At 35.9% G+C, this 24,429-nt stretch carries 21 protein-coding genes and 1 tRNA gene; 8 read left to right on the forward strand and 14 right to left on the reverse strand.

The genetic code is table 11. The features are described 5' to 3' along the window. Positions 1-45: 45 nt before the first annotated feature. Together B8780_RS07250 and cuyB are read right to left on the reverse strand one after the other, a co-directional pair. Positions 46-120, reverse strand: a tRNA-Ile gene (locus tag B8780_RS07250). A gap of 36 nt (positions 121-156) precedes the next feature. Then, entirely contained in the window at positions 157-855 is a 699-nt protein-coding gene (gene cuyB / locus B8780_RS07255; RefSeq protein ID WP_084273204.1) for a cysteate racemase, read from the reverse strand. An 85-nt stretch (positions 856-940) separates the two neighbouring features. Between cuyB and B8780_RS07260 the strand changes: the two genes are divergently transcribed. Then, a complete protein-coding gene (locus tag B8780_RS07260; protein WP_084273205.1) occupies positions 941-2,308 on the forward strand; it encodes a pyridoxal phosphate-dependent decarboxylase family protein in 1,368 nt (455 codons plus the stop codon). On the opposite strand, the gene B8780_RS07265 is transcribed toward B8780_RS07260, so the two are convergent. Genes B8780_RS07265 through B8780_RS07275 form a run of 3 tightly spaced genes read right to left on the reverse strand, consistent with a single transcriptional unit; the run spans position 2,299 to position 4,761 of the window. Further along, positions 2,299-3,249, reverse strand: a complete 951-nt coding sequence (locus B8780_RS07265; protein WP_084273206.1) for a PLP-dependent cysteine synthase family protein — start codon at positions 3,247-3,249, stop codon at positions 2,299-2,301. The genes B8780_RS07260 and B8780_RS07265 overlap by 10 nt on opposite strands. 59 nt (positions 3,250-3,308) lie before the next feature. Next, positions 3,309-4,247, reverse strand: a complete 939-nt coding sequence (locus B8780_RS07270; protein WP_084273207.1) for a TIGR00269 family protein — start codon at positions 4,245-4,247, stop codon at positions 3,309-3,311. 34 nt (positions 4,248-4,281) lie between these two features. Next, positions 4,282-4,761, reverse strand: a complete 480-nt coding sequence (locus B8780_RS07275; RefSeq protein ID WP_011176954.1) for a hypothetical protein — start codon at positions 4,759-4,761, stop codon at positions 4,282-4,284. A 154-nt stretch (positions 4,762-4,915) separates the two neighbouring features. Between B8780_RS07275 and B8780_RS07280 the strand changes: the two genes are divergently transcribed. After that, the gene (locus B8780_RS07280) at positions 4,916-5,728 is read left to right on the forward strand and encodes a universal stress protein (protein WP_084273208.1); all 813 of its coding nucleotides are present in this window, start codon (positions 4,916-4,918) and stop codon (positions 5,726-5,728) included. Here B8780_RS07280 and kdpC read toward each other — a convergent pair whose 3' ends face one another. The 4 genes from kdpC to B8780_RS08415 are packed head-to-tail and all read right to left on the reverse strand — an operon-like array spanning position 5,729 to position 10,162. Next, a complete protein-coding gene (gene kdpC / locus B8780_RS07285; RefSeq protein ID WP_084273209.1) occupies positions 5,729-6,364 on the reverse strand; it encodes a potassium-transporting ATPase subunit KdpC in 636 nt (211 codons plus the stop codon). After that, entirely contained in the window at positions 6,358-8,337 is a 1,980-nt protein-coding gene (gene kdpB, locus B8780_RS07290; protein WP_011176957.1) for a potassium-transporting ATPase subunit KdpB, read from the reverse strand. The genes kdpC and kdpB overlap by 7 nt, the downstream gene beginning before the upstream one ends. 8 nt (positions 8,338-8,345) lie before the next feature. Beyond that, on the reverse strand, positions 8,346-10,076 hold the full coding sequence (locus tag B8780_RS07295; RefSeq protein WP_084273210.1) for a potassium-transporting ATPase subunit KdpA: 1,731 nt from the start codon (positions 10,074-10,076) through the stop codon (positions 8,346-8,348). After that, positions 10,073-10,162, reverse strand: a complete 90-nt coding sequence (locus B8780_RS08415) for a potassium ABC transporter ATPase (RefSeq protein WP_153274090.1) — start codon at positions 10,160-10,162, stop codon at positions 10,073-10,075. Before B8780_RS08415 ends, B8780_RS07295 begins: the two co-directional genes overlap by 4 nt. A 177-nt stretch (positions 10,163-10,339) precedes the next feature. Here B8780_RS08415 and B8780_RS07300 point away from each other — a divergent pair, with 177 nt between their 5' ends. Genes B8780_RS07300 through B8780_RS08315 form a run of 5 tightly spaced genes read left to right on the forward strand, consistent with a single transcriptional unit; the run spans position 10,340 to position 17,326 of the window. Beyond that, the gene (locus tag B8780_RS07300; RefSeq protein ID WP_084273211.1) at positions 10,340-13,483 is read left to right on the forward strand and encodes a tetratricopeptide repeat protein; all 3,144 of its coding nucleotides are present in this window, start codon (positions 10,340-10,342) and stop codon (positions 13,481-13,483) included. A 20-nt stretch (positions 13,484-13,503) separates the two neighbouring features. After that, the gene (locus tag B8780_RS07305) at positions 13,504-14,094 is read left to right on the forward strand and encodes a zinc metalloprotease (RefSeq protein WP_153274091.1); all 591 of its coding nucleotides are present in this window, start codon (positions 13,504-13,506) and stop codon (positions 14,092-14,094) included. Between the two features lie 46 nt (positions 14,095-14,140). Next, positions 14,141-15,064 (forward strand): zinc metalloprotease HtpX, encoded by a 924-nt coding sequence (gene htpX / locus B8780_RS07310; RefSeq protein ID WP_084273229.1) that lies wholly within the window; start codon positions 14,141-14,143, stop codon positions 15,062-15,064. A gap of 46 nt (positions 15,065-15,110) precedes the next feature. Continuing rightward, positions 15,111-16,475, forward strand: coding sequence for a thermopsin family protease (locus tag B8780_RS08310; protein ID WP_236719414.1), 1,365 nt, complete (start codon positions 15,111-15,113; stop codon positions 16,473-16,475). Continuing rightward, positions 16,448-17,326: a hypothetical protein gene (locus B8780_RS08315; RefSeq protein WP_236719415.1), complete on the forward strand. Its 879-nt coding sequence runs from the start codon at positions 16,448-16,450 to the stop codon at positions 17,324-17,326. Before B8780_RS08310 ends, B8780_RS08315 begins: the two co-directional genes overlap by 28 nt. A 14-nt stretch (positions 17,327-17,340) precedes the next feature. On the opposite strand, the gene B8780_RS07320 is transcribed toward B8780_RS08315, so the two are convergent. After that, the gene (locus tag B8780_RS07320; protein ID WP_011176963.1) at positions 17,341-18,804 is read right to left on the reverse strand and encodes an MFS transporter; all 1,464 of its coding nucleotides are present in this window, start codon (positions 18,802-18,804) and stop codon (positions 17,341-17,343) included. Between the two features lie 199 nt (positions 18,805-19,003). Here B8780_RS07320 and B8780_RS07325 point away from each other — a divergent pair, with 199 nt between their 5' ends. Continuing rightward, the gene (locus B8780_RS07325) at positions 19,004-19,813 is read left to right on the forward strand and encodes a DMT family transporter (protein ID WP_084273212.1); all 810 of its coding nucleotides are present in this window, start codon (positions 19,004-19,006) and stop codon (positions 19,811-19,813) included. Here B8780_RS07325 and B8780_RS07330 read toward each other — a convergent pair. From B8780_RS07330 to B8780_RS07345, 4 genes are all read right to left on the reverse strand, one after another. Further along, complete coding sequence (locus B8780_RS07330; RefSeq protein ID WP_084273213.1) at positions 19,802-21,814, reverse strand: heavy metal translocating P-type ATPase; 2,013 nt, start codon at positions 21,812-21,814, stop codon at positions 19,802-19,804. The two genes, B8780_RS07325 and B8780_RS07330, sit on opposite strands and share 12 nt — an antisense overlap. Positions 21,815-21,818: 4 nt before the next feature. Continuing rightward, entirely contained in the window at positions 21,819-21,953 is a 135-nt protein-coding gene (locus tag B8780_RS07335) for a YHS domain-containing protein (protein ID WP_083750375.1), read from the reverse strand. Between the two features lie 104 nt (positions 21,954-22,057). Next, positions 22,058-23,494 (reverse strand): menaquinone biosynthesis decarboxylase, encoded by a 1,437-nt coding sequence (locus tag B8780_RS07340; RefSeq protein WP_011176966.1) that lies wholly within the window; start codon positions 23,492-23,494, stop codon positions 22,058-22,060. 45 nt (positions 23,495-23,539) lie between these two features. Further along, positions 23,540-24,388 (reverse strand): hypothetical protein, encoded by an 849-nt coding sequence (locus B8780_RS07345; RefSeq protein WP_011176967.1) that lies wholly within the window; start codon positions 24,386-24,388, stop codon positions 23,540-23,542. Positions 24,389-24,429 lie beyond the last annotated feature (41 nt).

Raw genomic sequence — 24,429 nt, forward strand, 5'->3', positions numbered from 1 at the left:
AAATGTATCGAATTTATTAAATTTTTCAATTGATTAATTATAAGATGGGGCTGACCGGATTTGGACCGGTGACCTCCCGGTTATCAGCCGGGTGCTCCAACCAAGCTAAGCTACAACCCCGCAGTTTCTGTATTAATAGAAATTTAATAAATATTTCTATAGATCATAAAGCCTGTATTCCTTTTTTAACCTCTTTCCTGCGCTTTTTATTAATGCTGCTGCCAGCGCCTCGTCTGAATCTATTACCGGGATATTGTATGTTTTTTCGGATATTATCACAGGCATCTCTGTGCATGCCAGCAAAAGTGCATCGACCTCGTTTCTATGCCCATTAATAACAGGATCGATGGTCTCCCTGGCCATTTTGGTATCATTGACCTTGACATAATGTATCGATTTCATAACAATGTCCTGATCCGGTATAACTGTATTTATATTATAATCTTTTAATTTATTGGTGTAAAGACCGGATGAAACCGTTGCATTTGTTGATAATAAAAGTACATTTTTAAATCCTGATTTTTTCAATACAGATGCTGTTAAATCAATCATGTTCAGGAAATTTGATTTGTAAACAAACTCCTTAAACCATATATGCGCTGTGTTGCAGGCCATGCCTATTGTGTCTATGCCAATGGATTCAAGATATTTTATGCCGTTGTTTATTGCGTTAACCGGGGACTCCATGTTTTCAAAGTATGCTTCTATCCTGTCAGGTATCTCTGGATCATTGTATAATACATATCTAACATGATCCTGATCAATTTCAGCATCCGTCATGGAGGTTAATTTTTCTATGAATTTAACGGTTGCAACAGGCCCCATACCGCCTATAATGCCAACGATTTTACCCATGATTTATTATAATTACATTGTTTAAAAATATATTTACTATTATTAGAGATAAAAAAATTTATAATATATAGAAAAATCTTTGTTTATGCTAAAAAGATTTCCAGAGAGGGGCATACCCGTTGATGAAATAAACTCAATACTTGATGGGTACGGTAAGAACGATATAAAAAACAGCAGGGGCCGGCTCTTTACATATTTCTATGATCCGGGCTTAAAGGATCTTGATGATCTATCATCAATACTCCTAAAATTTTATAATAGAAATGGCATGGATTACCATGCATTTCCAAGCACGTTAAAGATTGAGAACGATCTAATATCAATGATGTCTGATTTAATGCACGGGAACGATGATACATCCGGAACATTTACAACAGGCGGCACCGAGAGCATACTTCTTGCAATGAAGGCCGCCAGGGACCTTTTCCTGGAAAAAAAGGAGTACGTTCCTGAGATTGTAGCACCGGTTACGGCACATCCCGCATTCAGCAAGGCTGCAAAATACCTTGGCATGAAGATAACAAGAGTCCCTGTAAATGAAGATTACATAGCTGATGATACAATTAATCAATATATTAATGACAGAACCGCGGCCGTGATAGCATCTGCGCCATCATTTCCATACGGTGGCATTGATAATATAAAGGATATATCCGAGATTGCACTTGATAAAAACACATGGTTTCACGTTGATGCCTGCGTCGGCGGCATGATATTGCCGTTCCTGAAAGGTCTTGGTTTGAACATAAAAGATTTTGATTTTAAGCTTCCAGGTGTTTCATCTATGTCGATAGACCTTCATAAGTATGGATTCACACCAAAGGGATCATCAGTTGTTTTATATAAAAACCGTGATCTCAGAAAAAGACAGATCTATGTAAATGCCGACTGGCCCGGATATCCAATGTCAAATATGGGTATGCAGGCCACAAAATCTGCAGGACCGCTTGCAGGTTCATGGGCAACGTTAAACTATCTTGGCCTTGATGGATACAAAAAACTCGCGGAAAAAACATTAAAGGCATATAGAATGATCAGATCCGGCATAACAGATCTCGGGTATAAAATCATTGGAAGGCCTGATGCAACGATATTTGCATTCACACATAATGATAAGGACATTATAGACCTTGGAATAAAAATGATAGAGAACGGCTGGTATCCACAGATACAGCCTGGAAACGTTTTTATTGACATGCCGGATTCAGTTCATTTAAACATATCACCGGTGCATCTTGATGTTGCAGATGAGTTCCTTGAGTTTTTTAATGAGCTTGATAAAAATGTTAAGCCCAGGGATAAAAATTCATACAATGTTAACTCTGTTGAGAAGGCCCTGGAAATGATAAAAAAGGAAAAATCAATGCTGTTCAGGATAATAAGGTACAGCAGGCCGGAGGTTTCCGAGAAGATATTTCTTGAAATGACTGACGAGGATTTTACCTATTCATAGAGAACCGTTGAAAGGTATTTAAGTCCTGTATCAGGCAAAACCGTAACCACGATGCTGCCCGGCCTTAATGAATCGTCGAGCTTGGCTGCGGCTGCAACGTTTGCACCGCCTGAAAAACCTGTTAGTATACCCTCATTTTTTGCAAGTGCCCTTGCAGTTTTTATTGCCTCATCCTCGGAAACCTGTATATATCCATCCACTATTGATTCATCCCAGAACGGAGGTTTTACTGCATGACCGCCACCCTGGATCAGATGCTGCGTCGTTATAACCTTTTTGCCTGCGAGAAATGCTGCAACGCCTGGTTCAACAGGATAGCATTTTATATCATTGTTAAAGCTTTTCAGGGCCCTTGCTATTCCAACAAAGGTTCCACCGGTGCCTATGTATGCAACAAACGCGTCCAGCCTTCCAGAAGTCTGCCTTATTATCTCCTGGCCGGTTGTGTGCTGATGAACCTTCCAGTTCATTGAATTTATGTACTGATTTGGCCTGTATGCATTCAATTTTTCTGTTAATTCCTGTGTCTTTTTCTCAACGGCATCGTTGTCCTTTCTTGATATTCTTCCAGGTTCCTCACCGGGTTGCTGCGGCACAAGAACGACCTCGGCACCAAGGGCCCTTAGTATTTTTTGTCTTTCTGCGGAATTTCCAGCGGACATGACCGCAACAAATCTGTATCCCTTTACAGCACAGGCTATCGCAAGTCCTATGCCGGTATTACCTGAGGTTTTGCCTATTATTGTGTCACCCGGCTCGATCAAACCCTTTCTCTCGGCATCCTCTATCATGCCAAGGGCTATTCTGTCCTTTATGCTCATGCCGGGACTGTAATACTCAAGCTTTACATATATTTCTATATTTTTAACATTGATTTTATTTAATTTTACAAGAGGTGTGTTTCCTATTGCATTGAGAACATTCTCTTTTATATCTGACATGTAATATTATTATTCCATATTTATATAACATTTTTCTTTATGGATTTGAAAAAAACTATTTATATGCTCTTTTTTAATACCCTTTCATTTATCTCTTTTAAATCAGAACATACCTCGCAGACATCGTTCTGTGATGGACTGCCACATATCATGCATCTCTTCATATCTTTTGATTCATATGAATTTTTTAATATATCCCTGGTTCCATCAAAGAATTTGACTATTGCCTGCCTTGTTCCTGGAGTTTTTTCCTCGAGCATGTTTATTATCATTCTTGCCTCATTTCTGTATGCATCCCTGTAATAAGGGCACCAGCTGTTATCATAATCAATATTGTTTAATATTGCGTATATAACGACCTCCTTTTCTGGTATCTTTCTTAATGGTATTATCCTTGGTATTAAACCATCACGTTCAATGCCTGTATGTGGTGCAAGCCTTATGTACCTTGAAATGTCTCCCCTGACAACGTTCATTAGAATTGACTGTGCATAATCATCAAGGTTTATTCCAAGTGCAAGATAATCGGCTTTATTATACATTGATATTTTATTCATCAATGATCTGCGCATTGGGCCGCAGTGGGAGCACGATATCCTTGTATTATCTATTGACATGATCTCGTCAAGTGTGTACCCAAACTCACGCTTAAATGATATTATTTCATGATCTATGCCAAGGCTTTTGCACAGCCTGGCAGCCTTTTCTATACCGGATGGCCTGTAGCCTGATATGCCCTCATCAACAGTAAAGGCCTTTATTTTTAGATTTCTTCTATCTGATAGTATTTTATTTAAAACGTATAATGTAACAAGACTGTCCTTGCCACCTGATATTGCAACGGATATTGTTATTTTATCACGCTTTAGATCTGTCTGGTTTCTTATCTCCCTTTTAACGCGCTTCTCAAAAAAGTTTATAAAGTGCTCCCTGCAGAGGGCTGTGCCATTGTATTTCACATTGTAAACGGCCTTTTCGTTGCAGAATGTGCATTTCATTTATTTAATATATTATACATTGATTTAATATTTTCTAGTCTATCATGCTTTTTATCTCATCCGGAAAGAATTCTAAATTTATTGAATTTTCTATGTAATTATGACCGTAATTGTATATTAATTTGTATGGTAGCATGACCTGCCTGTCCGATAGGTACATCCTGCCGCCAAGCTCACTGAAGTACCTGCATGTGTCATTGTATGCATAGAGCATTGCAAGATTTTCAGATATTTCGAGAAACCTTGATATTGTTTTATATGTAAGATTATTATTTATTACAACGGTTGATGCACCATTGATAAATGTATCTATTAAGTCCTGATCCGTGACCGGAAAATTCATTACAGTTAATTCAAAATAATCTGACAGTTTTTCGTATAGCTCTATATTTAAATACCTTCTTGTAATTGCATCGTAGTCTATTACGAAGAGCGAGTCTGCCCCTGTTTTAAGGAGCTCATAGATGCTGCTAAAATTGGTTACCTCCCTGTTTTTTATAAGAATGCAGTACACATGGTTTTATCAAAAAATCTTAATTAAACTTTTGTTTTTAATTTATTTAATTATTTCATGATCATAAAATTTTGTGTGATAATTTATATCATTTATAAATATTATATTATAATCATAATGAAAAAAGTTATAAAGTCATTTCAAATATTATTTTATGTTTGAATCGTCAAGATCATATTCAATAAAATCTGACAGGATACTTGTCCCAATGTTTAAAGGAACGAATTCCATAAAGGCACTTCAGCTCGCCTTTGATATCAGCCAGCATGAAAATTCCGAGATTACTGCAATTACCGTCAGGGAAAGAAGCGACAGTGTTGAGTGGACAAACAGTGTTAACCTTGTTACAAATGCCTTCAAGGATGGAAAGCGCCGTGGCATAAAGGTTGTTCCAAAGATAAAGACCTCTGATAATGTAAGAACAGGTTTAATAGAGGAGGCAAATTCAAGATCATATGATATATTAATAATAGCAACACATAAAAGGGCCACATTGTCCGGATCAATATTCGGCAGCATAGGTGATTACCTATTAAAAAACATAAATATACCAATAGCCCTAATGAGCATAAGTGAAAAAAGCTATCCATACAAAAAGATATTTATACCTGTATCAGAGGAGATAAATACAAGATCCGGTGTATCCTTTGGCTTTCTTATAAGCAGCATAACAGGTTCAGAGATTGTTTTAATAGATCTAAGGAAATATGATAAAATTCGCAGGCATGGATTTAAGATGCTTTTTGACAATCTTGGACTGCTAAGCTCGAAATACAATATAAGATTAATAAAATCTGGCGAGAATACAGGTATAAAGGAAGAGTTAAATTACATGATAGGTTCTGAGGATCCTGATGCAATAGTCATAGGTGCAAGATCTATCCAGGGAAAGAAGTTCAGAATAAATTCTGATTTAAAATACATAATTAAGGATACAAGATTAGATACATTACTAATAAAAAAATGATTATTCCAAAAATGAATTATTTATAATATGTTTATCCATTAAATAGTATATAATATCAAAGTTTAATCTAACAACGTTTACATAGTATGTCCCAAAGATTGGAAAGTTCATTCTTTTATCCCTGTTTATGATATTTAATAGAAAGGCCTTTATACTGCTTATATTAAGATCTACCGATTTGTTCTTTGCCATGTTATATATTGCATTGGCTATCCTGTTTACCTGAAGCTCTGCCCCATTAAGCGGTATTGATGGATCGAGACCCGAGCCCGAGTATGACACCATTGCCGAGGGTATTTTGGATTCGTTCACATGATTATACTCTGCAAACCTTTTTAGATCGTTCTTTGTGATGTTATATACCTCAGGATTTGTTAATGAATATGAATACGCACCTGAGCATGATAGATTGTAATTTATTGCAGATGGCCTTGGCTGGAAGAACACGCTGTTATTAAAGGCCTCGGCAAGCAGGTATGAATCAACAACTTTATTATCAACTGTAACAGGATGACCATTTGAATAGAAGGGCAGTGTCTCCTCTGTTATCAATGATGCTATTGCAGGAAATGCAAAGCCTGCTATTAACATTACTATAATGGATAAAACAATTGCCTTAAAAACCCTTTTTACCATAGGATGCCCCCCAGTAAGAGAAGATGATATATTATATATATCATTATAAACGGGAAGACCAGACCACCGAAACCGTATATTATAATATTCCTTTTTAAAAGATCCGATGCGCTTGATGGCGTGTATTTAACACCGCGCAGTGCAAGTGGAACAAGCATTATAATAATTATTGTGTTGAATATTAATGCCGATGTTATTGCAAGTAATGGATTCCTTAGATTTAATATATCAAGGAAGGATAGCTCCGGAAACATAAAAAACATTGCAGGTATTATAACAAAGTACTTTGAAACGTCGTTTGCTATGCTAAACGTTGTTAATGCACCCCTTGTTATAAGTATCTGCTTTCCCAAAAATATTACATCTATTAATTTTGTTGGTGTTGAATCAAGGTCTATCATGTTTGCAGCATCCTTTGCAGCCTGTGTTCCTGTGTTCATGGCCATGGCAACATCCGCCTTTGATAGCGCAGGTGCATCATTTGTTCCATCGCCTATCATTGCAACCATTCTCTCACGTGATTTTTCCTCTATTACCTTGTTATATTTATCAACAGGCTTGCTATTGGCTATGTATTCGTCTATTCCTGCCTGGGATGCAAAGTAAGCGGCCGTTACCTCATCATCGCCGGTGAGCATGACGGTTTTTATATTCATCTTCTTTAGATCCTCTATTCTATCCCTTATTCCAGGCTTAAGCGTGTCGTTTAATTCTATAACACCAAGGAATTTATTGTCCTCTATGACCGGCAGTGCCGTTCCACCCTTTAATGATATCTGCTTGCATATGCCGGTTATATAATCATCATGCACGTTGAATTTTTCGTTCATGGTTTTTAATGATCCCTTGTATATGAAATGTTCATTATTTTTTATTCCGCTGTAACCTGTTTCGGAGCTGAATGGTACAAATTCATAGCCGCTTAAATCATCCGGCTTTACATTGTATTTCTCGGCAAGTTTTATTATCGAGATGCCCTCGATGGTTTCATCATTTATCGATGCCATTGCTGCCTTTTTTATTAAATATAATTTATCCACGCCATGTGCTGGATAAAATTCAACGGCCTCACGCTCGCCCATGGTTATTGTTCCGGTTTTGTCAAGTATTATCGTATCTATGTCCCCGGCGTTTTCAACAGCCTTGCCGCTCTTTGATATGATATTGTATTTCGATACCTTATTCACAGCGGCTATGCCTATTGCAGGTAGAAGGCCGCCTATCGTTGTCGGTATCAATGCTATTAAAAGCACTATTAATATATCTATATTTGGCCTGATATTAGAATACTTTGATAATGAGAATATCGATGCGGTTACTATTAAAAATATTAATGTAACACCGGACAGGAATATGCTTAAGGCTATTTCATTTGGTGTTCTCTCCCTTACAGCGTTTTTAACAATGTTTATCATGCTGTCAATAAATGATTCCCCGGGATTTGCCGTTATTCTAATAACAATCTCATCCGTTACAAGCTTTGTTGTTCCGGTTACACTGTCTCCAACAAGCTTAAGAACCGGTCTTGACTCTCCTGTAATATTAGATTCATTGACATAGCCAGAGCCCTTTATGACCTCGCCATCGCCTGGTATTATCTCATCCTTTTTAACAAGGACTATATCACCCTTTTTTAATGTGCTTGAATCAACGTATGTTTCATTATTATCATTTATAAGCCTTGCCTTTGTTGTTATGCGCATCCTTTCAAGGGAGTCTGTTATGGCCCTGCTCTGGCTCTCTGACAGTGATGTGCTGATATTTGAAAAGAATATCGTTAAAAATAAAAGCACGGTAACTGATATGTAAAATTCCTCGTACAGTTTTGAATCCTGAACCAGGAAGAATCCAGGGTCTATGGCAACAAAGAATGATATAACCATGGATATCTCTGTTATAAACATAACCGGGTTTTTTATCAAATACCTCGGATCGAATTCGATAAATGCATTTTTAAATATTTTATAATCCATTACATCACCTATATGCCAAATGCCCTGGCCCAAGAGTATAATGGGCCAAGTGCAAAGACTGGTAAATATGATAAAAGACCTATCATTATTATTACGGCAAAGAGCATGAAGCCAAAAGCCGGTGAGCCTATGTCTATTGTTGCCCTGGTATATTCAGACTTTGGTTTTTTAAATGCGAACTGCTGTGCCAGTAATAGCTGAATGCCAAGTATTAAATATCTGCCAAGGAGCATTATAATTCCATCAAGGTAATTGAAATAATTTGAATCAGTTAAAAAGCCGCCGGCCTCTGAACCATTGTTTGATGCCGCGGATGCAAATTCATATAATAGATTTGTTATGTTGCTTGCATGACCGTTTAAGAATGTTTCCATAACACCGGGTATTAATAGTGTTACTCCAAGCGGTATCAAAACGATCAGTGGATGTGAAAGCAGTGCAATGGTTGAATACTTCATCTCCCTTGAACCGATTCTTATGCTCATTATCTCTGGTAGCTTGCCGACCATTAAAGACGATATAAAAACTGTGAATATCACATATGTAAATATATTTATAACACCTGTACCAACACCGCCAAGAGGATCGTTTAAAACAAGATTTATTAAAAGGCCAAGTATACCAACAGGCGTGTATGAAATTATTGATCCCGATGCCGCACCTGTTGATGTAAAAACTGAGCCGACCTGGAACATCACGGTTGGTGCCAGTCCGAGGTAAACCTCCTTGCCTATCATGTTACCTGAATAGCTTCCAAGTGCTGATATTTCCGGTATGCCAATAAATTCAGATAAATAGGTCATAAGTGATGTTATTGCAAATATTGTGAACAGCACATAAACAAGCATGTTTGCAAATCTTTTTATAAAGACGCGGCCAAGGGCCATTATTGAACCTGTTGGTATTATTATAAGAAGTATGTAGCTAACAATGTTTGTAAACCAGTTTGGATTTCCAAGCGGATAGGCCGCATTTGCTCCGTAGATGCCGCCCCCATTTGTGCCAACGTATTTTATTGCAATGAACGTTGCTATTGGACCCAGAGGCAGTTTTTCAGGGCCTGATGAAAACAGAGGATAAACATCAATGTATGCCCTTAACGTTTCAGGAACACCGGCCAGGATAAATATAACTGCACCAAGTATGGATAGCGGAAATATTAAATAAAAGAGTGATACAAGAAAATCATGATAAAAATTGCCAATGAAGCCGTCATCATTTCTTATACCGCGGACAAAGGCCATGGAGGCTGCAAAACCTGTGGCCGCTGACAAAAACATGAGCCCCATTATTGAAAAAGTCCATGAGAATATGCTTAATTTTAATGGATTTGAAAAATGCTCAAGATCGGTATTTGTTAAAAAGCTTACAACAGTGTTAAAGGTCAATGATAAACCCATTTTATTATCATCATAAAATGGAAAAAATCTCTGGAAGTATATTGCAATGAAGGCTATTACACCTGCAGCCGCATTGAATATTAATAAATTTAAAAAGTAGTCCTTAAATTTCATCTTTTTGTTTTTGTCCTCTCCAAGAAGCTTTTCAAAAAAATTTGTGACCCTTCCTGATAATGGATAAAGCCAGGTCTTATCCTCCTCGTCCATATAAAGCTTTGATATGTAATTTGATATTAGGTAGCCAAAGAGGAGCGCCAGGAATATGTATATAAATACAATAATTATGCCAGAGACTCCTCTATTACTATCAATAATTTGATATATGCTCTCCGATGTCATATCTTCTCAGCCTCCAGAATGGAGACTATAAGATAAATCGATACACCAAGCAGTATTACGCCTATTATTATATATGATAATGGCATATCAATCCTTATACATCATTCAAAGGGTATATTTATAAATAATTATATATTAGGATTTAATAAATATAGTTTTATTTTATGTATGGTATTAAATATTTGATCCAAAAAGTTATGATTGTCTTTATTAGATTATTTTATATTGCATAAAACTTTTAATAATAAAGTGATCCAAGTACAATGGCTTCAATTGAAAAAGTCAGGAAAAAGCTTTATAATTACATGGAAAACATTGATGATGAAAAAAATTTAAACGCTGCATTGAAGATTATAAAAGGATATATGAACGATCTTGATGGCATGGATTTAAACAATTTTTATAGACTAATAATTAAAAAAAATCTATGCAGCATGGCAGTTTCAAGGATTAATATTGAATTATTTAATGCTTGTTTAAATGCTTTAAGATCAAACGACACAGAATTTATAAATTATATAAAAAATAACAGGATACTTCTTGAAAATCCTGAGATAAATAACAGATTAAATAAAATATTATCAAATAAAAGTATATATGATAAGGCCGCAATAATATCATACATTGGCATGTACGATGATATTATAGAGGAGGTTTTTAAGACCCATGACGAAAATTCAATAAGGCGCATATTAAAAAATTATAATAATAGTGAATACGAGGAAATGGCGATAAAAAAGGCGCTGGAATACAATAAAAACTTTTTAAGGGATCTTGCGGATTACTATGCAAGGAAAAACGATTTGAAAAATTTAAGGTTTATCATGGACGAGCTCATAAAAAACAATGTAGATAATGTTTCACACTATTTTTATATACTTGGAGATTACGAAAATGCAATAAAATATGCAAAAAATGATGATAAGGAAATAGCAGATTCCTACTTTAGAACTGGAATGCTTTTAAAGGCGCTTGATATTTACATAAATATCTTCAGGAATTATGACAGATCTGTTCTCATGAACATTATAGAAATAGAGCATGAGCTTAAAAATTACAGGGAGATGAACATATATATTGATATTTATGAGCGTGAGAATGGTTTAAATAAAAAAATAATGCTGTACAAAATTGACGGTTTTATATACACTGGAAAGTACGATCTTGCCGTTTCTTATGCTGAAAAATACATAGAAAACTTTGGCCTTGATAAGGATATAACAATGGAGCGGATAAAGATCTACGATGGCTTAAAGGATTATAGCATGCTTTACAGTGCATGCATGGATGCATATAATAACAATATCAGGAATGATTATATATACTCAAACATAATAAAATACTATTATTATAATATGGATTACAATGAAATAATCAAATTTATAGAGGAGAACAATTTAGAACAGATGTTCCCTGGATATTATATATCATCAAAGATATACCTTGGTGATGACGTTAATTATAATTATATAGACAGACATGTTTTGAACGCCGTCTTTGCAACGTATAGATCCGATGAGAAGCTGAAGTTAAACAACGATCCCAGAATTAATGCGATAGTATCATTTATGCGTGGCGAGCCGCTTGGAGGTTTCAATGACTGCTCATCATCCGCAACCTGTTATATTTCAAATGTTAGATCTTTTGATTTTGATCCAAAAAAGGTAATATTAAATAATTTAAACCCAAGATATAATGATGTTTATGATATTATATCGACCATAAGGGATATTGTAAATGGCCATTTTGACACTGACAATTACGATTCTGAATTCTTCATTTATCCGTTTATAAACACGCTATTAAGGCTAAAAAGATATGACCTTGCACTGCTTGAACTGCAGAAGGTAAATGGAAGCGATCCATTTTATTATTACTTTGCTGGAAAATACTATTACATTAAAAATGATTTTAACAGGGCACTAAAGTTCATAGAAAAATCCCTGTCAATGCTTAAGAATTCATACTTCATTGCACTTGAAATAATGATATTAATAAAGCTCGAAAACTATGATGAGGCTTTAAAATACATGGATCTTTCATATAATCTTGGTCTTTACAATACATTCAATATTTTATATTCAATGAATAATATTGATTTAAACATTGATATGATAGAACATATAAAGAATCTTAAACATCCCGGTATTTACAGAATATTAAGAGGGTTCTTTTTTAAGAATAAAAAGATAAGAGAATCCATAAAATACTCTGCAATGATATTAAAGGAATCAGGATCCTTAGACGATTATTTATACCATTACTCAATTTTAAAATCATTAAATAACGATGCAGCCTTATCGTTTTTAATAAAAAATTCCATTAAATACAATGTTTTTTATGCGCTGATCTCAAGGATATACTATCAAAAAAGGGACCTTGAGGATTTCATTATAAATTATAATAATTACATATCAGCAAAAAGGCCGGAGAACATAAATATAGAATATAAAATATCAATAAAGAAGAATCTTGAATATTTAGATTACTATTTCAATGAAAGGGGAATGTACCGTGATATCTTATATCTTTATATATTTGAAAATAAGTTCACAGATATAATTAAAAATATGGGCAAGTTCATTGAAAACAATTTAATTTACGATATCCTGGATTTGTGGTGTGAGCCATCGGTAAAAAGGGCGGTAATTGATTATTCTTATAAAAAGCCTGATAGAAAGATAATATACATGTGCATTAAAAGGTGCACAGGAAGCCGCCAGGTTTCCATGGCATCGAGATTATACAAGAAAACAGGATATATTAAAGATTCAATATATTTATCATCAATAATGTTCAGGCACGGATTATACAAAGAGCTTTTCAAATTCCTGATCAGCAATTATATAAGATACAAAAATGATGTGTTTTTAATTCTCTTCTACGCATTTTCATTCAGGGCAAGAAACTTTAACGGAATAATAAATGCATATTCAAATGGTATATTTATTGAGAGAAGGGAGATAATAATTAATGTAATAAAATCAATGTCTGCAACATTAAAAACAGACGATGCCATTAAAACCATTGAAAAGTACAGCTATTTATTTAATGAAGATGATTTAAATAATCTAAGATATATAATTGAAAATTACAGAAGATTTTCAAGGATAATAGATTACGCAGGTGTTCTATTTAAATATGAGTACGACCATAAAAAGCGCCTGAACAGGGAAGATGCCTCCGTTGCAATACCTGAAAATTACATAGATCCTGTGTTCTCCTTCATTGAAAGTGATGATTTTTACATGTACCGCGAGGATGAATTCTACATAAACATTATAAAGAATATAAAAACAGATGAGCTGAGCATTAACAGTATATACCATTATGTCAACGATGTTATACTTGCAAAGGACGTATATCTTTACATAAAAATGGAGCCTGTTCACAATATACTTAAATAATAATTTTAACATACCATAACATGTATTATTATCAAAATGAGAGCCGTGACATAGCAGCAGCGTTACTGATAATGACACTTGCCTTCTTTATTTTATTGAATGGCCTCGGTTTTTACGGTTTACTATCATTAATTTATCTTGCAATAGCCTTCCTGGTGGTTGTAACAGCGTTTTTATTTCATGAGCTTGCGCACCGTGCCGTTGCAAGGCGTCTTGGTGCTGTTGCCTTCTTTAAGCTATGGCCGATTGGTGCATTCCTTGCGCTTATAACATCGTTATTCCACTTTCTTTTTGCCGCACCCGGTGCAGTTGAATTTGCCGGGGTCTATGACAATGAGAGCCAGGGAAAGATAGCGCTTGCAGGGCCAGCAACAAATATTATTATAGGAATAATAACATACATATTATCGATATTTTCACTTGGCATTGTTCACTACGTTTTATACTACGTTGGTGCCCTAAACCTCTGGTTTGCGCTGTTTAATATGATACCAATACCACCGCTGGATGGCAGCAAGGTCTTTTACTGGAAGGGCAGCATATTCGCCGGCGTTTTTGTATTCACAATAATTATGAACATCGTTGACGGTTTTCTTTTACATATAATTTAAAAAAAATTATTATAAACTTTATATCTTAAATTTTGATTATACAATGATGGATCTTTACTCAATAAAGCTTAAGGTCATAACGATACTTGCCGGTATTGGAATAGCCCTGCTGTTCTCTTTAATAGCCTATGGCCTTCTTTACTATTTCTACGGTTTATCAGGCATTTCAATAATATACTTTCTGTTAATCTTTGTCCTCTTCATTGATATTATCCAGTGGCTTGTCAGCCCGTACATCATTGGTATGACCTATAGGCTTCAAAAGGTATCGCCAATGTCGCAGTATGGATATTTAATAGACATTGTTCACGATGCAGCAGAGAAGAACAATATAAAGGAGCCCGAGGTTTACATAGCAATGAGGGGATCACCAAACGCATTTGCGTACTCATCGCCGCTGGCCGGAAAAAGAATAGCATTCACAAAGTCAATACTTGATATACTAAACAGGGACGAGCTTGAGGCGGTTGCAGGCCACGAGCTTGGCCATTTAAAGCACCATGATGTTGAGCTGCTTTTGGCCATAGGACTTATACCAACATTGATATTCTATTTGGGCTATTCAATGATCTTCTCCGGCTTTGGCAGGAGGAACGGCGGCAGCTTCTTCCTTGTTGCAATACTATTATTCATATTAAGCTCGGTATTCAACATAATGATTCTTGGTGTTAACAGAATCCGTGAGAGCTATGCAGATGTAAACTCTGCGATGACAATACCAAACGGCGCTGAAAACCTGCAGAATGCACTTGCAAAGATATATTCATATTCAATGCCATCGAAGCAGACATCAAACAGCACTGTAAACATGCTAATGTTCTCGGATCATATAGAGAACGATCTTGGAAGGGACTACAGAAAGCTTGTTGAGAAATGGAAGAACATGAAGCCACCTGTATCAATATTCAGTGATCACCCGCACCCTGCAAAAAGGATTCAGATCCTGGAAAGATATAAAAATTCATTCTAAATTATAATCAACAAAAATATTTATATCTTTATTGATTAATTATTTTATGAAAAAGGCTTTTGCGGCTTTTATAGCCATGCTTTTTTTGATCTCAGCCTTTGCAATAATAAATGACCATGGAGGAGATAAAAATCAAATCAGTGCATTTGTTTCAGAAAAAGACAGCGGGAACAGGGTATACAATTTAGAAAAAATCGCCGAAAAAAGGGGCGTTCCATTAAGATACATAAGCCCACCTGCAGCGATGCCTGATACAAATTACGCCGATGGTGTTATAGAACCATCGTATAATAATGCACCGGCACCATTTGGTATTGGATTCTATGGTACCGAGAATATCAATGGCAGATTAACAGGTTTTAACCTAACAACACCGGGCATCATGGCCTCAATAAAAATATATAATATGTCAGATTTCTATCTATTAAATGATGGCCCTGAAAGCGAAACGTTTCAATTGAATGCAGTATTAAGCAACGTTACACTCTTTGGTAAATCCGGTTATTCATTCTGGACGCAGAACGTTGCATTTTACTCTGCAAGGACGCACCAGCTTCAGTTTCTTGTCAACATATGGAATTTCTCAAGCCCGGCAATAAACTTCACGGCAAATTCAATAAGCTATCATTCATCAGGATTTGTATGTGCACCAACGTTTTACTATGCTGTTGGCCCAACGATAAATGTTACAGCACCATTTACATTAAATCTTTACATGAACTCCGGCATTGTGAATAATGATTCCGCGGTTTTCTTTAATTATTCTGTTAAAACAGCCTCGATGAATGTATCAGGCACCTACGATGAGGTTTTATTTAATTCAACAAGGGCTGTAATAAATCCAGAATACCTTGCAAGCGGAACACAGTTGACACCAACGGGATACATACCATACGATTTTGAAATAATAATAGGCGGCCCCGGCGGTGGCAGCACGACATCATTATATAATATAAACGCAACAATGAACCTTAAATATCTTTATAATAAATCGTATAAAAATGTGCCGTCTGCATATGACGTTGGTTCAGAAACGGGTGAGACCTCCGATGGAATTGCCATATCATGGCACGGTGCAACGGAGCATTTAACAACAGGCCCATCATTTGTTTATGGCATGTGGAATATATCAAATAACGATAGAATGGAAAAATTTTCAGGAAGGATAGAACCATCCAATGCCTTTGCATTTGTTTCCCCGGGTTGTTACTTCAATGAGAGCCTTGCATCATGGCTGCCATTATCGATAAACGGAAGCTATAACTATGAGCTGCCAGCAGACCATTATTCTGGAATATCAATGCTTAGCTATTATGCACCAGCATACTACCTGGAGGCAGAATCACACTTAATAAAAACCGTTTCTATGGAATATACACGCCTTTGTATGCATTTAATAACCAGCAGCTGAAAAATATCTCATATTCAGGAAACGGAACGTTAGGCAATCCATACATAATAACAGGAAAACAGATCTTTCCAGTAAGCCCATTATTCGAGGAATTCAATGACTATGGATTTCCCGTATTTCCAGGCGTTCTTATAATGAACGTCAATGAAAGTACAGTGCTTTACAAAATGCCATCAATGTATATTATCTATGATAACCCGGCATATGAAAATATAATAGATTTCTATGATCTTCCAGGATATAATTATTTAAATTATGAGTTCTATAATGATTCAAACATAACTTTATGGTCAACTCCAGTATCGGGATACTTCCCGGAAACGCTATCCGGATTTCCGGTTGCAAACGTTGTTGTCTGGAATTCTACCTCTTTTCTTATTGGTTCAAATATCTTTGATGTTATGGACAGTGGTCTTTTAACCTTTGATAGTCATAATACCACCATCTGGGGAAACTACTTCTTCAACGATGTTTACGATTATAATAACACCTTTGAGAATGCTACCAACATCTGGGGGGCACCTCTTGGACTTGCGGTCTTTAGCTCAAACGAAACAGTATACAATAACTACTTCGATGTTGTTATAACAGCATACAGTCCAGATATTTCAATATACACTGGCGAACATACAATATATAAAGATCTGTGGAACATAACAAAACAGCCCGCCAATGTTGTTCATTACTTTAATGGCTTCAGGCTCTACGGAAGCATCATTGGAACATCTTATCAGGGTGGAAACTACTGGTACAACTTCAATGGCACAATTCCATACAATGATTATGGCCTGATATATTACGGCGGTGATTATGAGCCATTATACTATAATTTCTTTTATTATAATTTTTAAAATAATTTAAATTTTTAAATGGATTTTTCTGCATTCTCATTTACATTTAATTTCGGGTTTCTCCTTCCAAGGACCTCATTTGCGAGTAATACAAGGAATGCAGATACTATCAAGGCTATTGATCCGATCATAAATGCATAGAAGTATGCTGTTCCATCAGGAAATGAAAATTTTGTTATTCCTGAGGATGTCCTAACAATTCTTGAAACGGTGTAAAGTGACAGCACTGAGCCGGCTACCGGTGCACCAATGCTGCTTCCTATGTATCTAAAAGTGCTGTTCATTGAGGTTGCAAGACCCATATCCCTGGGATTAACAGAAAGAACAAGAAGATTTATCACTGATGAGTTCATTATTGACATGCCTGATCCTATAACAAATTCATCCAGAAGTGTCATGTAATAATCCGGGGAAAATGACAGAAGGAAGAATCCAAGTGAGGATATAAAGGCACCAGCAACGGCCAGCGGCTTTATACCGATCTTTAATATTATTCTTCCTGTAATTATTGAAAAGAGTATCATGCCGATTGCAAATGAAACCATTGATATGCCGGTTCCAAGTATTGATAAGCCAAAGCCATAAGGTTCTGGCGTCTCAAACTTGTATGAAAGGGCCTGCATGGATAGATACATACCCATGCCTGCCACTGTTAAAACAACATTGGCAACAAGGACATTTCTTTCGGATAATAGCTTCATATCGAATATTGCCTCACCGCCATTTCTTGAGTATATTCTTTCGTATATGAGCATTGGAATTAATAGAATTATTCCGGCGAGCATTACAGATAAAAACAGTGGCGAGGTCCAGCCCCATGATGAGCCATCGGACATGGCAAGAACTATCAGTGCAAGCGGTGTCCCAAGGGCAATGGCGCCGATATAATCAATCTTTACATCAGGTCTTCTATACCTTGATTCACGCACCTTTATTATTGTAAGCACGGCAAGTGCAAGTATAAATGGTATCGCAGTATGATATGTCATCCTCCAGCCATAGTAATTTGAGATTAATGATCCAAGAGGCAGACTTACAGCAAAACCGGCGCCAAACATGCCGCTTATAAGTGCCTGTGCCCTTGGCACAAGATCCTTTGGGAACTGCTCACGAACAATGGCCATGCCAAGCGGCATTATTGTTAATCCTATGCCCTGAACTGCCCTGGATGCAACCATGAATGTAAAATCGGGTGAAAAGCCCGTAACTGATACTGCAGCCGCATAAATAATCATAACAATGGACATCATCCTCTTCTTTCCATAGAGATCGGCGAGCTTGCCGACAACAGGGCTTAATGCAACACCGGTTAACAGATATGTTGATAAAACCAGACTTACCTGATCAACTGTAACGTGAAAGCCCTCCGCTATCGAGGGCAGGGATGGCGTTAACATACCCTCAACGTACATTACCGCAACGATGATCATTGCAAGCAATGCCATGAGGAAGTTTGCGTATTTCCTATCATATTCCATAATTATCACCATAAATAGGTTTCAAACTTAATGTTTATAAATGTGTATTGTTTATAAATATTTAAACATTTTGTAATAAATAATTTAGTGATTAATAATTAATATTTTTAAAAATTATTAAATCAATCCGGTACATTAATAGAACCCAAATAGATCCATGGAAATTTAAAATTTTAATAGAATATAATTATTATTAATAATGAAAAACCCTGGATATGTATACCTTATATTTCTTGGAATCATCTGGGGATTAACATATCCATTAACAAAGATCATCGCTGTATATATATCACCAATAATAATAACCTGGACAAGGATAGGCATTGCAGCCCTGTTCTTTTTCTTAATATCCAGGGGTTACCAGTATGGCAAAAAAGAGGTAATCAACGCACTTTTAAACGTTATTGCCTTTATGGTTTTTTTAAACGTTGGGGTATCAATATCATCAAATCCAGGACTCGCAGCAGTAATGAGATACACACAGCCTCTGTTTGTCATAATTATTGAGATGATCCTTGGCATACATGTATCATTTAGGTACATGGCCGGCATATTGATCGGTTTTGCAGGCATAGCATTATCAGTAACATCTGCAAGATTCGATCCCGGGGTTTTAATATCGCTACTGGGCGGCATCTCATGGGCCGGTGGCACGGTCTATTTTTCAAGGAATTTAAAATCGGCAAATAATATAAAATTAAATGCTTTCATGAATGCCTTTGCATTACCAATAGTGCTTGCAATAACACCTGCATATTTCTATTTTAAATATTCATTGTACATAATATTAATATTGCTTGGAATTCTGGCCCAGGCCGTTGGCTTTTATTTATGGTTCAGTTCCATTAAATTGCTTGGCCCAATAAAAGCAAGTGCAGGATCATTGATTGTTCCGGTTTTTGCGTATATAATGACATTTATAATACTCGGAATATATCCAAACATGCTTGAAATTATTGGTTCAATAATAACACTTGCAGGTGTATATATAACATTATCAATAAAATAGTTCATTCTCTATGCTTTTTCTTATTCTAAGCGAGTTTAAAACAACAGTCGTTGAGCTCATTCCCATTGCCAGGGCTGCAAGTATTGGCATTACATAATATAATGATAGACCAAGAAATATTGCAGGTATTCCAGCGGCCACCGGTATTAATGCTGAATTGTATCCAATGGCCCAGTATATATTCTGCCTTATCTTTTTTATTGTACTTCTTCCTATCATTATTGTATTGTATACATTTAAAAGATCATCATTTAATAATATTATATCACCAGTCTCCTTGCTTATATCAGATCCGGAGCCCATGGATATGCCAACATCGGCGGTTTCCATTGCAACTGTATCGTTTATCCCGTCGCCAACAAACATAACATATTTACCTGAAGACTGAAGTTTTCTTACAATTTTCGCTTTTAATTCAGGCGTTGCCGAGCATATGAAATGATCTATGCCAAGTTTTGATGCAAGATTCTTTGTGTTTTTATAGCTGTCCCCTGTTACAATTAATGTTTTTATATTGTTCTCTTTTAACTTTTTTATTATTTTATAAGATGATTCCCTTATTTTATATGATATTAATATATTTGCCACACGCTGATTATCAATAAAAACATTTATGCAGTTTTTTTGCCTTTTTATCTCAACCATTTTATTATCAATAAGTGTGGTTACGCCGTAACCTGGTATCTCACGAAAGTTTGATACATTTAATGTACCTGCCCCATTTAAATATTTAACAAGGGCCCTTGCAACAGGATGGTTTGACAGCTCCTCAATGGAGTATATCACGGATTTTATATAATTGGCATCGCCCATTATTTCCAGCCTTTCTATATCCGGCATATTTTCAGTTAACGTCCCTGTCTTGTCAAAGATAACAGTGTCTATTTTTGATAGTCTTTCCATTGAGCTTGCGTTTTTTATTATTATGCCCATGCCGGCAGATTCGTCTGCTGATATTAATAGTGTAACAGGGGCTGCAAGCCCTATGGCACATGGGCAGGCTATAACCACGACGGAAACGAAGACAAGTATAGATATTACAGGCGCATACGGAAATTTTATATATGCAAGATAAAAATACCATGCAAGTGATGATGCAAGCGCAGAGGCAATAACAACCGGTACAAAGTACGATGAGAAGATATCCGCGGTTCTCTGTATTTTTGTTCTGCCAAGGGCGGCCATATTTATCATTGAATTTATTTTACCGACAGTTGAATTTAAGCCGGAGCCTGTTACATTAATCTTTAATTCACCATTTACATTCTCTGTTCCTGAGATAACGTTATCGTTAATCGATTTAAAAACCGGCATGGACTCTCCTGTTATCATTGATTCATTTATTTCTGATTCTCCTGAGATGATAAATCCATCAACCGGGATTATCTCACCTGGTCTGACAAGAACAATATCATTTTCCTTAAGGCTGTCAGGGCGTACATCCATTATTATTCCATTGTTAAATAGATGGGCCTTTTCTGGTAGAATTGACAAAAGCCTGTTTGCCGATGATTTTGCCCTCCTCTTTGTTATGCTTTCTATGTAGCTTCCTGTTAATATCAATGTTATTATGAAATCAGCAGCATCATAATATGTGTATTTAACAAAAAACACATTAAAAAACGTTATTATAAAAGAGAATGTAAATGCGGTTATGGAGCCCAAGCTTATTAAAAGATCCATGTTGCCCATCCTGTTTTTTATTGCCGTAAATGAACCCCTGTAAAATGGGATTCCAGAATAAAAAACAACCGGAATTGATAAAAACAGCATTGCTATATTCATGTAATGAAAATGAAATATATAATTTATTAAGATAACCGGTATTGAAAATGCCCATGAAATGACCAGTCTGCGCCTTAAAGATGATGCCTCCATCTCGGGATTTTTAAAGCTTTTCATGCATGTCTCTGAGCAGAAATAGTATTTTTTACCGTTCTCCTCAATGAAAAGCTTTGAATCCTCAGGGACATACATACCGCAGACCGGATCAACAGGCATTTTATCACCTTATATATTTTAAGGGGTTTTTTTCGAATTCTGATTTACAGTGGTCGCAGCAGAAATAGTATTTTTTACCGTTGTACTCGCTTTCTATCCTTTTTTCAACCTTCATGCCACAGACAGGATCGACTTCCATAATTAAACATTATATAATAATATAAATGATTTTGTTATGCATAATGATAAAAATTATATTTTATCTTAATCATAATGCAAATTAAAAATATCTTTAATATTGCATTAGTTTTTACCGGTTAATTTCGATATTATATCATCGGCCTTTTTCTCTATATCGCCGGTCATTGAAAGCACATCCGGCCACGTTCTGTTATAATTTTCACCCTTAAGCTTCTTTGTTGCATCTATGCCCATCTTTGAACCGTAGTTAAATGTCCTTGCAGTATGATCCAGACTATCAGTTAGTGTACCTGGTATTATTAAAACATCGCTTGCCGGGTCAACCCTGGTTGCTATGGCCCAGAGAACCTGTGACCTGTCATGTATATTAATATCATCATCAACTATTACAACAATCTTAGAAAGCATTAGCTGCCCTGTTCCCCAGATTGAGAACATAACCTTCTTTGCATGGCCCGGGTACCTCTTCTTTATAGAAACAACGATCATTTCATGAAAGACGCCCTCCTCCATGGTGTTTAAATCAACGATTTCGGGTATCTGAATCTGTATTAATGGTAAAAACAGCCTTTCAATGGCCTTTCCTATTCTAACATCCTCATGCCATAGCTTTCCAACGATTGTCGTTGTGTAAATTGGATTCTTTTTCTCTATGATCTTTTTTATATGAAACACAGGAAACTGTTCCTGCAAGGAATAGTAACCGGTATGATCGCCAAATGGACCCTCGAGCCTTGTTTCAGATGGATCGACATAGCCCTCAAGAACGATCTCTGAATTCCTTGGATATTCCAGATCCACAGTCTCACCCTTAATAAGATCCATACGCTTCCTTGCAAGAAGACCCCTAAAGGAGAATTCATCTATACCGTTGGGCAGCGGTGCAACCGATGAAAAGAATGTGAGCGGATCAGAGCCTATAACAACGGCAACGTCCATGGGCTTTTTATACTTTGACATCTGCTCGGCACCGCCTTTGTGTATATGCCAGTGCATGCCCGTTGTCTCTGAATCGTAGACCTGCATTCTGTAGGTTCCAACGTTCCTCTGGCCTGTTTCAGGATCCTTTGTAATAACCATCGGCATTGTGATGAATTTCCCACCATCATCCGGCCAGGTTTTGCATATCGGATAGCGGTTTAGATCAACCTTTTCAAGAACATTAAACTCCGAGTCCTTTCTGCTGCCTATATGCGGTTTTAAACCGCTGAGCTCCTTTAGCATCTCAAGGCCGCGTGATATCATTGATTCCGTGTTATCAGGTATTCTGACAAGATTCTTTAGTTTTGTTCCTATGTTAAATGGCTTATCACCGAGTATGTATTCTATTTTTTCATCGCTTGCGAACAGATTGCCTGCAACAGGGATGTCATAGCCATTAACATTTTTAAAGATCATCGATCTCCTTTTGCCAATACGCTGCTCCTCGCTTAATATCCATGTAAGCTCAAGATCTGTGTCAACAGGATCATTTACTTCAACAAGGTCATTCCTTTCCCTTAAAAAATTAAGATACTCACCAAGATTATCAAATACCATGATTATGTATAATAAAAAATGATATATTTTTATCTAAAATAATACTTAATGAATGTAATACCCACGCTTTAATGAATTATAGAAGTATAAAAAGCTGTAAATTACTATAAAGACACCTGCTATTATTGAGAATGAGCCTGCAAATATATATATTATCCTTGCAACGTCGGCCTCAGATAAAAGCCCGTTGAAATATGGACCGCTTGAAAATCCAAGAATTATTGCACCGCCGGATATGTTTCCAATGCCAAAGATGAAGATTGCAAGTGATTTTCCTGACAAATTGAATAATCTTGAAATGTATCCATTGCCAAAGAAAAGTGATATTATATCAAAGACAAGAAATATTATTATTGCTATTGCCCAGTAGGCCGAGTTCATAAAATAATCTGAAAATGAGAAATAAAATGGCGGTGATACAGATAAAGATAGCCCGTAACTTAAAAGTATTATTCCTATTATTAATAGTATCCTCTTTAAAACCTGATCCTTATCAAAGACTATGTAAAAAAATGCAAAAAACAGTCCTATTATTATAATTATGCCTGATGTAAAGTCCGATGGTATACCAGTTATTACATTTGCTATGCCTATAAAAAAGAACATCGGCATTAGTATTGAATAGATATTGTTATCAATCTCTATATTATCCTTATTATAAATATATGATGCATAGTATCCATATATTATATTTGAAATTATAAAAATGATGATGCCAATCTTAAATAATATATTATATGATAGAAAAATCGAATAAAATGAGTTAATAATCATCGCCGCTATGGTAAATGCTAATGATATTACAAGAAACAGCTTTGAGAAATGCAGTATTTTATTATCAGTATCGTAGTATGTATTATTAAACGAATCTCTCAGCCGGTCTATGATTGTCATAAGGGCGTTATATAAATTGTATATAAAAAGATATCAGGAAA

The sequence above is a fragment of the Picrophilus oshimae DSM 9789 genome (assembly GCF_900176435.1).
In the GTDB taxonomy this organism is placed as follows: Archaea; Thermoplasmatota; Thermoplasmata; order Thermoplasmatales; family Thermoplasmataceae; genus Picrophilus; species Picrophilus oshimae.

Excerpts from the sequence above, each read along its gene's own strand:
- cuyB (WP_084273204.1), bottom strand. The coding sequence starts at position 855 with ATGGGTAAAATCGTTGGCATTATAGGCGGTATGGGGCCTGTTGCAACC.
- B8780_RS07260 (WP_084273205.1), top strand. The coding sequence starts at position 941 with ATGCTAAAAAGATTTCCAGAGAGGGGCATACCCGTTGATGAAATAAAC.
- B8780_RS07265 (WP_084273206.1), bottom strand. The coding sequence starts at position 3,249 with ATGTCAGATATAAAAGAGAATGTTCTCAATGCAATAGGAAACACACCT.
- B8780_RS07270 (WP_084273207.1), bottom strand. The coding sequence starts at position 4,247 with ATGAAATGCACATTCTGCAACGAAAAGGCCGTTTACAATGTGAAATAC.
- B8780_RS07280 (WP_084273208.1), top strand. The coding sequence starts at position 4,916 with ATGTTTGAATCGTCAAGATCATATTCAATAAAATCTGACAGGATACTT.
- kdpC (WP_084273209.1), bottom strand. The coding sequence starts at position 6,364 with ATGGTAAAAAGGGTTTTTAAGGCAATTGTTTTATCCATTATAGTAATG.
- kdpB (WP_011176957.1), bottom strand. The coding sequence starts at position 8,337 with ATGGATTATAAAATATTTAAAAATGCATTTATCGAATTCGATCCGAGG.
- B8780_RS07295 (WP_084273210.1), bottom strand. The coding sequence starts at position 10,076 with ATGACATCGGAGAGCATATATCAAATTATTGATAGTAATAGAGGAGTC.
- B8780_RS08415 (WP_153274090.1), bottom strand. The coding sequence starts at position 10,162 with ATGCCATTATCATATATAATAATAGGCGTAATACTGCTTGGTGTATCG.
- B8780_RS07300 (WP_084273211.1), top strand. The coding sequence starts at position 10,340 with ATGGCTTCAATTGAAAAAGTCAGGAAAAAGCTTTATAATTACATGGAA.
- B8780_RS07305 (WP_153274091.1), top strand. The coding sequence starts at position 13,504 with ATGTATTATTATCAAAATGAGAGCCGTGACATAGCAGCAGCGTTACTG.
- htpX (WP_084273229.1), top strand. The coding sequence starts at position 14,141 with ATGGATCTTTACTCAATAAAGCTTAAGGTCATAACGATACTTGCCGGT.
- B8780_RS08310 (WP_236719414.1), top strand. The coding sequence starts at position 15,111 with ATGAAAAAGGCTTTTGCGGCTTTTATAGCCATGCTTTTTTTGATCTCA.
- B8780_RS07320 (WP_011176963.1), bottom strand. The coding sequence starts at position 18,804 with ATGGAATATGATAGGAAATACGCAAACTTCCTCATGGCATTGCTTGCA.
- B8780_RS07325 (WP_084273212.1), top strand. The coding sequence starts at position 19,004 with ATGAAAAACCCTGGATATGTATACCTTATATTTCTTGGAATCATCTGG.
- B8780_RS07330 (WP_084273213.1), bottom strand. The coding sequence starts at position 21,814 with ATGCCTGTTGATCCGGTCTGCGGTATGTATGTCCCTGAGGATTCAAAG.
- B8780_RS07335 (WP_083750375.1), bottom strand. The coding sequence starts at position 21,953 with ATGGAAGTCGATCCTGTCTGTGGCATGAAGGTTGAAAAAAGGATAGAA.
- B8780_RS07340 (WP_011176966.1), bottom strand. The coding sequence starts at position 23,494 with ATGGTATTTGATAATCTTGGTGAGTATCTTAATTTTTTAAGGGAAAGG.
- B8780_RS07345 (WP_011176967.1), bottom strand. The coding sequence starts at position 24,388 with ATGACAATCATAGACCGGCTGAGAGATTCGTTTAATAATACATACTAC.